Annotated in this window: 6 protein-coding genes; all 6 read right to left on the bottom strand. The window is 38.6% G+C overall.

The window, feature by feature from the left end; genetic code table 11:
• Positions 1–5 precede the first annotated feature (5 nt).
• Positions 6–464 carry a hypothetical protein gene (locus tag RAH34_RS03960; RefSeq protein WP_306595218.1) on the bottom strand — a complete coding sequence of 153 codons (459 nt, stop codon included), beginning with the start codon at positions 462–464 and terminating at the stop codon, positions 6–8.
• Positions 465–467: 3 nt separating this feature from the next.
• Positions 468–3,311 (bottom strand): T9SS type A sorting domain-containing protein, encoded by a 2,844-nt coding sequence (locus RAH34_RS03965; RefSeq protein ID WP_306595219.1) that lies wholly within the window; start codon positions 3,309–3,311, stop codon positions 468–470.
• Positions 3,312–3,519: 208 nt separating this feature from the next.
• Positions 3,520–3,825, bottom strand: coding sequence for a DUF3467 domain-containing protein (locus RAH34_RS03970; protein ID WP_027375539.1), 306 nt, complete (start codon positions 3,823–3,825; stop codon positions 3,520–3,522).
• A gap of 87 nt (positions 3,826–3,912) precedes the next feature.
• Positions 3,913–8,178 (bottom strand): DNA-directed RNA polymerase subunit beta', encoded by a 4,266-nt coding sequence (rpoC, locus tag RAH34_RS03975; RefSeq protein ID WP_110008212.1) that lies wholly within the window; start codon positions 8,176–8,178, stop codon positions 3,913–3,915.
• A 127-nt stretch (positions 8,179–8,305) separates the two neighbouring features.
• The gene (gene rpoB, locus RAH34_RS03980; RefSeq protein ID WP_114819427.1) at positions 8,306–12,127 is read right to left on the bottom strand and encodes a DNA-directed RNA polymerase subunit beta; all 3,822 of its coding nucleotides are present in this window, start codon (positions 12,125–12,127) and stop codon (positions 8,306–8,308) included.
• A 441-nt stretch (positions 12,128–12,568) separates the two neighbouring features.
• Complete coding sequence (locus RAH34_RS03985; RefSeq protein WP_306595220.1) at positions 12,569–15,163, bottom strand: T9SS type A sorting domain-containing protein; 2,595 nt, start codon at positions 15,161–15,163, stop codon at positions 12,569–12,571.
• Positions 15,164–15,188: the final 25 nt, after the last annotated feature.

The following is a 15,188-nucleotide window of genomic DNA, read 5'->3' on the forward strand; positions in this document are numbered from 1 at the left end:
GGGTATTAAGGAGCAGACTCACCGGAAAAATTACCTGCAGTAAATTTTGAAATGTTTATTCTGTGCAGTGTCCGGAAACCTTCTACATTGTATTCTATCCAATTGTCTTTTGGATTTATTTTTGGGAAAACAGGGTTTTCTATGGGTAACTGATCAGCCATTTTTGTTTCATCTTCGTTTTTAAACTGAAGATTGCCTCTTACTATAATTGTACCTCCAGCTGTATCCTGACTAAACGAAATAGTATTTCCTTCTGCCCGCAGCGTTTTTACGGTAACTACACTGTTGTTATTTTTCTTTAATTTAACGGTATACATGATTCCCTTTACTCCTGATCTTCCTCCTGCCCATTCTGTTTTCTCAGCAGAGATTACCGATATGGTCTTATCATGATATAAAGAGGATACCGGCATCCCGCAGGAAGCCAGCATCCAAAACACAATTATATAGAGTTGATTATTCATTTTCTAGTCATTATCGCCTCCTTTTGGTTCCAATACCAGAAAGTTACCACTATATACTATTTCGCCTTTAGATTCAGCTTTCAGTATATAATTTCCAGGTATCATTTTTTGTCCAAACTCTTCATCAGACTTAACATTTTTCTTACTGTAAACAAGTCTGCCTGATTCATCTACAATGCTTATATCCACACTATTGTATTTAGCTGTGTCAAATCTCAAGTGAGAAATTCCTTTTGATGGATTCGGATATATAATATTCATATTCTTTTTAGATTTGGTCTCTGTGGTTGATAATGGAGTTAGTGTATTCTGCGTTGTCCAGGCTCCTCTTCCGTAAGTAGAAACCAATACTGTTTTGGTCGCAGGTCTGTAATCCAGATTAGTAATTCTCACATTTCCTATATTTCCACTTACTGAAGCCCATTCAGGAGTTAAATCCAGGAAATTAGTAGTTCCCCAAACTCCCAATTCTGTTCCTACTAAAACTTCATTGGGGTTGTCTGGATTTCTGAGTACAGTTCTTACCGGCATATCAGGAAGGTTTCCTTCTTTGTTCTGCCAGGTTGTTCCCCCATCTGTAGAATAGAAAACGCTGGTGAGGTTATAATTGCAAAGTGTTACCATTATCTCATTTTCATTTGCTCCAAACTCGATATCAGAAATAGTTCCTGCTGCTGGAGTGGTTAGAAGGGTGGCAGCATATGATGCTGTATTTGCATTGCTAAGTTTAAAGATTCTCCCCAGGTTGGTTCCTACAAAAAGAGTTGTGGAAGCAGTGGTATAAGGAGATACTTTCATCCATGAAATCTGCTCTCCGGACTGTGCTGTTCCTACAGTAACCACATTATTAGTGAATGATGTAGCTGCCGCAGAAAGCCCGCTTGTTCTGAAAAGCGAAAGCCCGGAACGGTAAGAATAGAAGGTATCATTTTTTCTATCCAAAGCAATTTCATTGACAAAATGTCCTAAGTTTCTATTAGCACTAGTGGCTATAAGATTATACGCATTGGTAGTCAATAAGTAATGGTTGTTATTAGTATAGCTCGAAATTTCATATGTGTCCAGATCATCGTACTCTGTGTACATACCATCTCCCCCTGTAGCAGCAAACTTGCTAAGAAAGTTATTGGATTGTGGTATACCATAAAGCCACCATGAACCATTATCCTGAGCCCCAGCCAATAATTCTTCATCTGCCGGAGTCTTTGTAGGATTAAGCATTGCTGTGTAGAACTGTGTTACATTATACCTTGTATTTCTTGACGAAAGTGCTCCCTCTACTCCAATATTCGTTTTATCAGGAACAAAATAAACTCCACCGTCATTTCCAAACATCATCTCCTTACTGGCATAATTATTAAAGGGATTGAACACTATTGCATGTTGGTCAGCATGAACTGTAGAAACCTGCAAAGCGGCCATATTGTTATTATTGGACCATTTTGAAATCTGACTCCATGTACCTCCTCCGTTCGTAGATTTATACAGATCAACACCTCCGATATACACTGTATTGTCATCCTGAGGATCTGCTGCAATCACAAGATCATAAAAAGATTGTCCTCGTGTGAAATCATTAGCAGGAATACTCGTGTCTGAAGCTGTAGGTAATGTCAAAACAGGTGCTGCATCACTGGTAGCCTGCCATGTTAAACCTCCGTCGGCAGAACGTGCAATTCTGATTGGTTCTGTAGTTGTGGAGATTCCCTGCATGAAAGCATAGATTTTATCAGCGTTTGTTTTAGAAAGACAAAAATTGACTCTTGCTCCTGTATTCCCAACATTATACACCTGATTAAAAGTATTCCCGTCTGCAGATTTAAAAATTCTTCCTCCGGAGTCTACATTGGAAAGCCTGGAAGTTCTTGTAGAAACCCATACAGCATTATCTGCTCCTATTTCTATCTGTTGTATAGAATATCCGGTTGTACCGGTTGCATTTGTTGTTGTATCTAAGGCCAGTAAATTAGTATTTTTGTTAAATGTAGCCCCTCCATCAGTTGATTTATATAACCCAGCCTGATATATTCCATTCCATCCCGCAACAAAAGTAGGAGTTCCTACATATGTTCCACTTACCCCTGCATATACCTCCGAGATTCCATTATTATTTCTTACTTTAATATCATTAATATAAAAGTTTCCATTTACTATTCCATTCGAATAGGTTACCGGTATGGTAAATATCTGTGTCCAGGTAGCACCTCCATCCGTCGATTTCCAAATTCCGGATCCTTTAGCATCACCCGTTTCAGTTTCTCCTGTACCTACATAAAATACCTGCGGATTGTTTGGATCGTAAGTAATGCAAGAAACCGAAGTATTGGCCCAGAATGTACTCAGTGGCTGCCATTCATTGGTATTAATGGATGGATCCTGATTAACCCAAAGTCCGCCGGAAATTCCGCCAGCAAAGACTCTTTTCCCGGTAGGATCATTAGGGTCATACATAATGGCTCTTGTTCGTCCTCCAACATCATAAGGACCTCTTTCAATCCAGGGTTCATTAATAATTTTTCCAGTGGAAGAATGGTGATTATTCGAAATAAATGACATAGGTTTTTCGGAACTATATTTACCCGACAAGATATCGTGATTTATTTTAACCAATCTATCAAAATACGTCCTTCCGGTAACCGGATCCATTGTTCTTTTGTAATCTTCCTCATAATATTCATTGGGAGGTATTCCAGCCGCCCTGGCAGCTTTATGCAGCTGTTTGAGGTTCTTGCCGTATTGGGCATACAATTTCTGTAAATGTTTTTGATTAGTATTGAGCGTATTTTGCTGTGCATTAATAAAAGTGCAAAATAATGCCGCTGCAACAGGATAAATTTTCAGTACCATTTGTTTTTTTTCAAATATACTAAAAATAAATATTAAAAATTCAACAAAAACACCAATACAATACAGATATTAATATCAAATCATTAAAAAAATATCAAATACCTATTTGAGCATTTTTTATTTTTTAATTAAAAAACTTATTTTTTTCAACTAAAAAACAAAAAGCCCCGGATAAATCCGGGGCAATTATATGATTACAAAAGAAATCTTACGCTTGAACGTTGTTTCCTCCTAATACGAAAGGCTCAACTTCTTTGATTTCTCCGAACTGCTGCTCGTAGTTAGCGATGTTCTGTTGAAGAGCGCTTAATACTCTTTTAGCGTGAAGTGGAGCAAGAATTACTCTTGATCTTACTTTAGCTTGCTGAACACCTGGCATCAACTGAATAAAGTCTACTACAAATTCAGATGGAGAGTGGTTTACCAAAGCTAGGTTAGCATAGATACCAGCAGCTACCATTTCGTTTAATTCGATGTTGATGTTTCCGTCTTGTGGATTTTGATTGTTGTCCATTGTTATAAATTATGTTTTTAAAATTCGAAATTTGAGATTGTGAAAATATAAAAATAATTTCAAATCCCAAATTTCAAATCATTAATTTTAGTTAAGGTCTTCGAATTCTTTCTTAGAACCAACAATAACGTTCTGATACTCTTTAAGACCTGTACCTGCAGGAATTCTGTGACCTACAATTACATTTTCTTTAAGACCGTTAAGATCGTCTATCTTACCAGCAACAGCTGCTTCGTTAAGAACTTTAGTTGTTTCCTGGAACGATGCTGCAGACATGAATGATTTAGTCTGAAGGGCCGCTCTTGTAATACCTTGCAGTACAGGAGTTGCAGTAGCAGGAAGAGCTTCTCTTACTTCTACCAATGCTAAATCTTCACGCTTCAACTTAGAGTTTTCGTCTCTTAATTCTCTTGCAGTAATCATCTGACCTGGCTTGAATTCTTTAGAATCACCAGCATCTACTACTACTTTAAGACCAAATACTCTGTTGTTTTCTTCCAAGAAATCATACTTATGTTCAAGAGCTCCTTCAAGGAACTGAGTATCACCTCCATCTACGATAGATACTTTCGTCATCATCTGTCTTACGATAATTTCGAAGTGCTTGTCGTCGATTTTTACCCCCTGTAGACGGTAAACTTCCTGAATCTCGTTTACTAAGTATTCCTGAACAGCAGTTGGACCTTTAATTCTTAAAATATCTTCCGGTGTAATAGAACCGTCAGAAAGTGGAGAACCTGCTCTTACGAAGTCATTCTCCTGAACAAGAATCTGGTTAGAAAGTTTTACCAAGTAAATTTTTCTTTCTCCAGTTTTAGCCTCAACAATAAGTTCACGGTTACCTCTCTTGATTTTTCCGTAAGAAACTACCCCGTCGATTTCAGTAACAACCGCTGGGTTTGAAGGGTTTCTTGCTTCGAATAATTCGGTAACTCTCGGAAGACCTCCGGTGATATCCCCTGCTTTTGCAGATTTTCTCGGGATTTTGATTAAGACTTTACCAGCCTTAATTTTTTCACCATCGTTAACCATTAAGTGGGCTCCTACCGGTAAGTTGTAAGCTTTTTGCTCAACTCCTTTAGAGTCTACCACTTTCAAGGTAGGTACGGCTTTCTTATTTCTGGATTCAGAGATTACTTTCTCTTCAAATCCTGTTTGTTCGTCAATTTCAAGCTGGAATGAAATACCCTGGATGATATCCTCGTATTCTACCTTACCTGAAGTTTCAGCAATGATAACCGCGTTATACGGATCCCATCTACAGATTGTATCTCCTTTCTTCACTTTATCACCTGGTTTTACAGATAATATAGATCCGTAAGGTACGTTAGCTACCATTAATGGAGTTCTGGACTCATTATCAGCAACTAATCTGAATTCTGTTGAACGGGAAACTACAACCTCAGCTGTATTACCGTTTTCATCTTCAGAAGTAATTGTTCTTACCTCATCCATTTCTACGATACCATCTCTTCTTGCAACGATAGATGGGTTTTCTGATACGTTACCTGCAGTACCCCCCTGGTGGAAGGTTCTCAACGTAAGCTGAGTACCTGGTTCCCCAATGGATTGTGCTGCAATTACACCTACCGCTTCACCCATATGGATCACTTTACCTGTTGCCAGGTTTCTACCATAACATTTCGCACAGATACCTTTCTTAGCTTCACAAGTTAATGGTGAACGAACCTCCACAGCTTCTAATCCTGCTTCTTCGATTCTCTTCGCCAAAGATTCAATGATCACCTGATCTGCGCTTGCAATAAGCTCATCAGTTTCAGGATCGTAAATATTATGAAGAGATACTCTACCTAAGATTCTTTCAGAGATTCTTTCAACGATCTCATCATTTTTCTTAAGTGCAGTAACTTCTGTACCTCTCAATGTTCCACAGTCGTCTTCTGTAACGATAACGTCCTGTGCAACGTCTACCAATCTTCTCGTTAAGTAACCAGCATCGGCTGTCTTAAGAGCGGTATCCGCAAGACCCTTACGGGCACCGTGGGTAGAGATAAAGTACTCTAGAATCGAAAGACCTTCCTTAAAGTTGGCAAGGATCGGGTTTTCGATGATCTCCGCTCCGGTAGAACCGGCTTTCTGCGGTTTTGCCATCAAACCTCTCATCCCTGATAACTGACGGATCTGTTCTTTAGAACCCCTCGCTCCAGAGTCAAGCATCATGTATACAGAGTTGAAACCACCTTGGTCAGTTTTCATTCTGCTCATGATCATTTCAGTTAATCCGGCGTTGGTATTTGTCCAAACGTCGATTACCTGGTTATAACGTTCTGTATCGGTAATTAGACCCATGTTATAGTTAGCTCTAATTTCGTCTACAGTTTCAATTGATTGTGCAATCATCTGCTTTTTCTCAACAGGAACTACAATATCCCCAAGTGAGAAAGAAAGACCTCCTTTGAATGCATTTGAATAACCTAAGTCTTTCATTGCATCAAGGAACTTCACAGTGGTAGGGAAATCTGTATCAGCAAGGATCTTACCGATAACGTTTCTCAATGATTTCTTCGTAAGAAGTTCATTGATATATCCTACCTGCTTAGGTACAATCTGGTTGAACAGGATTCTACCTACAGAAGTTTCGATCAATCTTGTAACGATTTCTCCATCTTCTTTGATAGGTAGTCTACATCTTACTTTAGCATTTAAAGATACTCTTCCTTCAGCGTAAGCAATTTCTGCTTCTTCAGGAGAATAGAATGCAAGACCTTCTCCTTTTACTTTCATTGTCTCTGTAGAGCTTAATTCTTTAGTCATGAAATAAAGACCAAGAACCATGTCCTGAGATGGTACTGTAATTGGAGAACCGTTTGCAGGGTTCAAGATGTTCTGAGAACCTAACATCAATAACTGAGCTTCAAGGATCGCTTCTGGTCCTAGTGGCAAGTGTACCGCCATCTGGTCACCATCGAAATCGGCGTTGAAGGCCGTAGTTACTAACGGGTGTAGCTGGATTGCCTTACCTTCGATCATCTTAGGTTGGAAAGCCTGAATACCCAGTCTGTGAAGCGTAGGTGCTCTGTTCAATAGAACAGGGTGACCTTTCATCACGTTTTCAAGGATATCATAAACTACCGGTTCTTTTCTGTCGATAATTCTCTTTGCAGATTTTACTGTTTTTACAATACCTCTTTCAATTAGTTTTCTAATGATGAACGGTTTGTAAAGTTCAGCTGCCATATCCTTAGGAATACCACATTCGTGAAGCTGTAAGTTTGGACCTACAACAATTACCGAACGCGCAGAGTAGTCAACCCTTTTCCCTAGTAGGTTCTGACGGAAACGACCTTGCTTACCTTTCAATGAATCAGAAAGTGATTTCAATGGTCTGTTTGATTCAGATTTTACTGCAGAAGATTTTCTTGTATTATCGAATAATGAATCTACTGATTCCTGAAGCATACGCTTCTCGTTTCTCAAGATTACTTCAGGAGCTTTGATCTCCAATAATCTCTTCAAACGGTTATTTCTGATGATAACTCTTCTATAAAGGTCATTCAGGTCAGAAGTAGCGAAACGTCCTCCATCCAATGGAACCAATGGTCTTAGTTCTGGTGGGATAACAGGAAGTACACGCATGATCATCCACTCCGGTCTGTTGATCATTCTTGTATTAGCACCTCTTAATGCTTCTACAACGTTCAATCTCTTAAGAGCTTCTGTTCTTCTTTGTTTTGAACCTTCGTTGTGAGCTTTGTGTCTCAAGTCGAAAGACAATGCATCAAGATCGATTCTTTTTAACAGATCTTCTACAGCTTCAGCACCCATTCTGGCGATGAATTTGTTTGGATCAGAATCATCAAGATACTGGTTTTCTACAGGAAGAGTTTCCATGATATCAAGGTACTCTTCTTCTGTAAGGAATTCCATATTTTCAAAATCAGAACCGTCTAATTTTTTAGCAATACCCTGCTGAATCACTACATATCTTTCGTAGTAGATGATCATGTCTAATTTCTTAGAAGGAATTCCTAAAAGGTATCCGATTTTGTTTGGTAATGAACGGAAATACCAGATGTGTGCAATTGGAACTACAAGGTTGATGTGCCCGATTCTCTCTCTTCTTACTTTTTTCTCAGTAACTTCTACTCCACAACGGTCACAAACGATTCCTTTGTAACGAATTCTCTTGTATTTACCACAAGCACATTCGTAATCCTTTACAGGACCAAAGATTTTCTCACAGAATAGCCCGTCTCTTTCAGGCTTGTGAGTTCTGTAGTTAATAGTTTCCGGTTTTAAAACCTCCCCTCTTGAGTCTTGTAAAATAGACTCCGGTGAAGCTAGACCGATGGTTATTTTATTAAATCTACTTGATTTATTTTTATTTGACATTTTTTGTTATTTGAGATTTGACATTTGAAATTTGAGATTCATGAATCTCTAAAAGTTTTATTTTGATTTTTGTTTGAAATCTGCTTACAGAATTTCAAATTTCAAATAAATTAATTTCAAATGGAATTTATTCCTCAAGTCTTACGTCTAGTCCAAGACCTTGTAACTCGTGAAGTAATACGTTGAATGATTCCGGAATACCTGGTTCAGGCATAGATTCACCTTTTGCAATAGCTTCATAAGTTTTTGCTCTACCAATCACGTCATCCGACTTCACAGTAAGGATCTCTCTAAGGATGTTAGATGCACCGAATGCTTCAAGTGCCCAAACCTCCATCTCTCCGAATCTCTGACCTCCGAACTGAGCTTTACCTCCTAACGGCTGCTGAGTAATCAGTGAGTAAGGACCAATAGAACGTGCGTGCATCTTATCATCTACCATGTGTCCTAGTTTCAACATGTAAATGATACCTACTGTTGCAGCCTGAGTAAATCTTTCTCCGGTACCACCATCATAAAGGTGAGTGTGACCGAATTTAGGAAGACCTGCTTTCTCAGTATATTCAGTAATCTGATCAAGACTTGCTCCGTCGAAGATTGGCGTCGCGAACTTCAATCCTAATTTTCTACCAGCCCATCCAAGAACGGTTTCGTAGATCTGACCGATGTTCATACGAGAAGGTACCCCTAGTGGATTCAATACGATATCTACTGGTGTTCCGTCTTCAAGGAATGGCATATCTTCTTCACGAACGATTCTTGAAACGATACCTTTGTTACCGTGACGTCCTGCCATTTTATCTCCTACATTCAGTTTACGTTTCTTAGCGATGTAAACTTTAGCCAGCTTCATAATACCTGCCGGAAGCTCATCTCCGATTGAAATTGCAAATTTCTCACGGTTTTTAACTCCCTGGATGTCGTTATATTTGATTTTGTAATTGTGAATCAATTGTTTGATCAATTCATTCTTGTCAGCGTCTACTGTCCAGTCTGAACCGCTAACGTTTACATAATCTTCAACTGAAGTTAATAGCTTGTGAGTGAATTTCACACCTTTACCTATGATTTCTTCGTCAAGGTCATTTTGTACCCCTTGAGAAGTTTTACCGCTTACCAGTGTGTTTAATTTTTCAATTAAAGTATTTCTCAACTCGTCAAACTTAGCCTTGTAAGTGTTTTCAATTTCTTCAAGTTTAAGTTTTTCTTCAGTTCTTTTCTTTTTGTCTTTAATGTTTCTGGAGAACAATTTCTTGTTGATAACAACTCCTCTTAATGAAGAGTCGGCTTTCAATGAAGCATCCTTCACATCACCAGCTTTATCACCAAAGATTGCTCTAAGAAGTTTTTCTTCAGGAGTCGGGTCAGATTCACCTTTTGGAGTAATTTTACCAATCATGATATCTCCAGGCTTTACTTCAGCACCGATTCTGATCATACCGTTCTCGTCAAGATCTTTAGTAGCTTCTTCAGATACGTTTGGAATATCTGCTGTAAGCTCTTCCATACCTAATTTGGTATCACGAACTTCAAGAGAATATTCATCCACGTGGATTGAAGTAAACCAGTCTTCACGTACAACTTTTTCGTTGATTACGATGGCATCCTCGAAGTTGTATCCTTTCCAAGGCATGAACGCTACCACTAAGTTTCTACCAAGAGCTAATTCTCCTTTTTCAGTAGCATAACCGTCGCAAAGTACCTGTCCTTTTTCCACTACATCACCTACTCTTACGTTTGGTCTTAGGGTAATGGTTGTACTCTGGTTCGTTTTTCTGAACTTAGTAAGGTTGTATGTTTTAGTAGCAGACTCGAATTGTACTAAATCTTCGTCTTCGCTTCTTTCATATTTAATAACGATTCTGTCAGCATCCACGTACTGTACTGTACCTGTACCTTCAGCGTTAATTAAAATTCTTGAATCTCTTGCAACTTGTTGCTCAAGCCCTGTACCCACGATTGGAGCCTGTGGCTTCAATAGAGGAACGGCCTGACGCATCATGTTGGATCCCATCAATGCACGGTTCGCATCATCATGCTCCAGGAATGGAATTAATGAAGCGGAAATACCGGAAATCTGGTTAGGCGCTACGTCGATAAGGTCTACCTGATTAGGCTCTACTACCGGATAATCACCATCCAATCTTGCAATAATTCTGTCTGTTTCGAATTCACCATTGTCGCTCAATTCAACGTTTGCCTGAGCAATTACTTTAGATTCTTCGTCTTCTGCATTTAAGTAGATAGGATCTGCGTTAAGTTCGATCTTACCACCTTCTACCTTTCTATATGGAGTTTCGATGAAACCTAGTCTGTTGATTTTAGCATAAATACCAAGGGATGAAATCAATCCGATGTTTGGTCCTTCCGGAGTTTCAATCGGGCAAATTCTTCCGTAGTGAGTATGGTGAACGTCTCGAACCTCGAAACCTGCTCTTTCTCTTGATAAACCACCAGGCCCTAGTGCAGATAATCTTCTCTTGTGAGTAATTTCTGACAGAGGGTTGGTTTGGTCCATGAACTGAGAAAGCTGGTTGGTACCAAAGAATGAGTTGATTACAGATGTTAATGTCTTAGCATTTACAAGGTCAAGCGGAGTAAAGATTTCGTTATCTCTAACGTTCATTCTTTCCTTGATTGTTCTTGCAATTCTTGAAAGACCTACCCCGAACTGTCCAGCTAATTGCTCACCAACAGTTTTAATTCTTCTGTTTGATAAGTGGTCAATATCATCAACCTCAGCTTTAGAGTTGACAAGCTCGATTAGGTGTCTTACGATAGCAATGATATCTTCTTTTGTAAGAACTTCAGTTGTCGTTGGAATATTAAGACCTAACTTTTTGTTCAATCTGTAACGTCCTACTTCACCTAATGAATATCTTTGCTCAGAGAAGAATAATTTTTCAATAATTCCTCTTGCAGTTTCCTCATCTGGTGGATCTGCATTTCTTAACTGACGATAAATATACTCTACCGCTTCTTTTTCAGAGTTGGTAGGGTCTTTTTGTAATGTATTCTGGATGATAGAGAATTCGTTGCTGTTTTCTTTGTGAATCAGGATTGATTTCACACCCGCATCAAGAATAAGATCTAAATGTTCTTTTTCAAGAATAGTTTCTCTATCCAGGATGATTTCGTTTCTTTCGATAGAAACTACTTCACCTGTATCTTCGTCTACGAAATCTTCGAACCAAGTGTTCAATACTCTCGCAGCCAATGTTCTCCCTTCCACTTTTTTAAGGGCAGCTTTAGAAACTTTCACTTCTTCAGCAAGGTCGAAGATCTGAAGGATATCCTTGTCAGATTCATAACCGATCGCTCTTAATAGAGTTGTTAATGGTAATTTTTTCTTACGGTCGATATACGCGTACATTACGCTGTTGATATCTGTTGTAAATTCCATCCAAGATCCTTTGAAAGGGATAATTCTTGAATAGTAAAGTTTGGTTCCGTTTGCGTGGTAAGTTTGTCCGAAGAATACACCAGGTGAACGGTGAAGCTGCGTAACGATAACTCTTTCAGCACCATTGATGATAAAAGAACCACTTGGCGTCATATAAGGAACCGGACCTAAGTATACGTCCTGAACCACTGTCTGGAAATCTTCGTGTTCGGGGTCAGTACAATACAATTTAAGTCTAGCTTTTAGAGGAACTGAATAAGTAAGTCCTCTTTCCACACACTCATCGATTGAATAACGTGGAGAATCTACCAGATAGTCTAAGAATTCTAATACGAATTGGTTTCTTGAATCCGTAATTGGGAAATTCTCTTGGAAAGTCTTGTAAAGAGCTTCTGTCTTTCTGGCTTCAGGAAGTGTATCAAGCTGGAAAAATTCTCTGAAAGACTCAATTTGGATATCCAAAAAGTCCGGAGTGATGATTTTTCCTTTCGCTGATGAGAAATTAATTCTCGGATTTCCTTGAGTTGTTGATTTTGTTTTACTCATAAAACTTTTAAGAAAGGGTTAAAAAATATTTTGATTCATTAAAAAATATCAGAAAAGAACAAGAAACAAGATAAAAGTAAAAGGTAAAAGTGTTTTTGGCGCTCACAAAGGACCTTAAGCTCTTTTAAACTTTGTATAAGTTCTTTCTAACTGCAACGCTGGTATATCTTTTCACAGCGTAATGCAAAATATTTTTATTACTTTTGAGGCAGTATTACCGCAGTATTTATACACACGAAATCCCTTTCATGTTTTACACAATGAAAGAGTTGATTTTCAGTATTTTATAAATTTACAAACAATTTTTCGCGCCAAAAGAGGGGCAAAGATACAAAAAGTTATCCACAATAACAAATAAAAACCTCTCATTTTGAGACTCTTAAAACAAGAGAGGCTGCCCAAATATGAGCAACCCCTCCACAACACAAGCTAATCCTATGATTATTTCACAATAACCTTATAAGATTTTATTTTTGATTTAGTTTCTATTTTAATAATATACACTCCTGCAGGAAGTGAAGAAGTATCAATACCTGTATGGGCATTAAAATGATCTGTCTTAACAACCTGTCCCTGTGCAGAGAACAAAGTATACACTCCTTCTTCCTCTGATATAATTCTAAGGTTTTCTCCTGCTTTTACCGGATTCGGATATACTTTTACATCATTTGCTGTTTCAATAATTTCTGCGGAGGTAGTTTTCGTCGCATTGGATGCATTTTTCAATAATGAAGCATAAGGTGAAAACGGGGAATCCGGAGAACCTCTTTTTACAAGATCTGTATCTACCACAGCCTGAATTCCGTCTTTGTCTTTATCATTAATGGTAGAAATGAATCCTCCTCCTAAGGTATCAAGATTTGCTTTTCCGATCTTATAAAGGTCAGGCTCCGAACCATTGGAAGTTATATCCAGAAAGTCTGGTTTATCATCTCCGTCTGTATTTTTGACTGGGTATTTCAACACGCCCGAATCAGGTGAAGTTTCCAGAACATCTGCAATTCCGTTTTTACCTACCGGAACATTCGCGTCAATGATGCCGTTATGATCTGCATCAATCTGATTGATGACGGACGTCGGAATTCCAGATTCAAATAAATCCAGGATACCATCATTATCAGAATCAAGATCAAGATAATTTGGAACGGAATCTCCCAATACAGGTGTTAAAAGAATATCTCCTTCGTTATCATCATCCTGGAACTTGCCATTTTTATCAAAATCTTCTACTGCATCCGGAATTCCATCATTATCAGAATCCAGGTCACAGGCATCTACAATTCCGTCACCATCTGTATCGAGCGCAGGAGATTTGTCATTTACGGCTGTACATCCTTCTGCACAATCAGGAATTCCGTTTCCGTTATTATCTATGCTGTCATCTCCTCCCTGGCACTGATCAAAGCAGTTCGGGACTCCATCATTATCATCATCTCTGCTTGCAAAAGCATTGTAGATATAATAATTTTGAGGAATACGAATAGCCGTTCCACTATTGAAAGTGATTTTAATACGGTTAAAAGGTTTTGTTGATTTACCTCCAACATAAAATTTATTGGAATTCGTTGTGAAAAAATTTCCACTGATAAGGCTTCCTGAACTTGTAAAAGTATCTGTCAAAGTATTTCCGTTGTACAATGTCACAGTGATATTTTCCAGAACACTTACTCCAAGAAGGTTTCCTGCTTTTTCTACCGTAAATCCGGCCATTGTATTGGCAGGAAGCACCGCATTAGTTCCTACCGTGGCAAATGCTGAGAAAAGGCTGAAAATAGAGGCAGCCGGAACTGTAGCTGTGGCATAATTGGAAGGATTATTATCTACAATCGCTTCAGGACTGGTCATTTTAGCTAAAATAAGGCCAAGAAATCCGGGTCCGGAAGTCCATGGAGTTCCTGCAACCAAATTTCCCGGTACTGATGAACCGGTGGTCTGGATTTTATCATCACACTCACAGGTAACAGGTTCTTCGAAAGCATAATATACTTTCAATGTTCCTAAATTAAATCCCAGCGTTTGAGTCACTTTTAATCTTACTTCATTGAAAGGTTTAGTAGTCGTTAAGGTAACTTTTTGTTTTCCTGAGCCATAACCTAATACTTTGATATTAATTAAGCCTCCGCCGTCAGACAACTGTTTTGAATCCTGAAGCTGGCCAAAAAGATAAGTTTCTATGGTAATATTTTTTAAAAACTCTGCACTTAACAGTTTACCCTGATCATCCGGTTCTATGACAAAACCTGTTCTGTTTCCTGCCGGGTAGGTCTGGTTTTTGTCTAAAACGCCTACCGAATAAGAACCCAGTAATCCTACCGGCAGAACAATTGATCCATAAGAATTTTTGTTCCCGTCTCCTATTTTTTCTTTATTCTGAACATAGGAAAGCGGAGCCAGAAAACTGCTGCTTCCGGATACATTTCCATCCACACCACTTCCCGCAATGATATCATCACAAATACCATTATTATCCGTAGGAACTTTTGCAGGATCAAATGCAAAGGCATAATACACATTCATTGCACTGAATACAGAAAGAACATTCGTCTGATATAATCTTACTTCATCAAATTCTTTTGAAGTTTTGAAATGAAGAAAGATTCTGTTTTTACTTCCTCCAAATGCAGGCACCGACAAAAGTGTGCTGCTGGTAGTCGTTTCCTGAAGAACCCCATTTTTATAGGTACTGATTCTCAAAGAGCTTAAGAGATCAACAGTAATAAAACTTGTCCCAAGATCTACATTGAATCCCGTAATATATCCCGCAGGATAAGTTGTATTTTTATTCTTTACAGAGATTCCGTTTCCACTTAAAAGAGAAGCGAAATTACCCATGCTTACACTGTTATCCAGACTTGCATCCACTACGGGATTCATACTTCCGTTATAGCAGGCAAGACATATCCCTGAATTGTTGACTGGTTTAGCCTCTACACCCATCCCACGGATCGGTTCATAGCCCTGCTGTGCCAATACTCCTGCAAACATCATCAATGTCATGAGCAGCGCAGCTAACTTTTCGAATAATTTTCTGGTCATTTTTTATTTTTTTAAGGTTTGTGTT

Origin of the sequence: Chryseobacterium sp. WLY505 (assembly GCF_030846215.1) — a bacterium.
Taxonomy (GTDB): Bacteria; Bacteroidota; Bacteroidia; order Flavobacteriales; family Weeksellaceae; genus Chryseobacterium.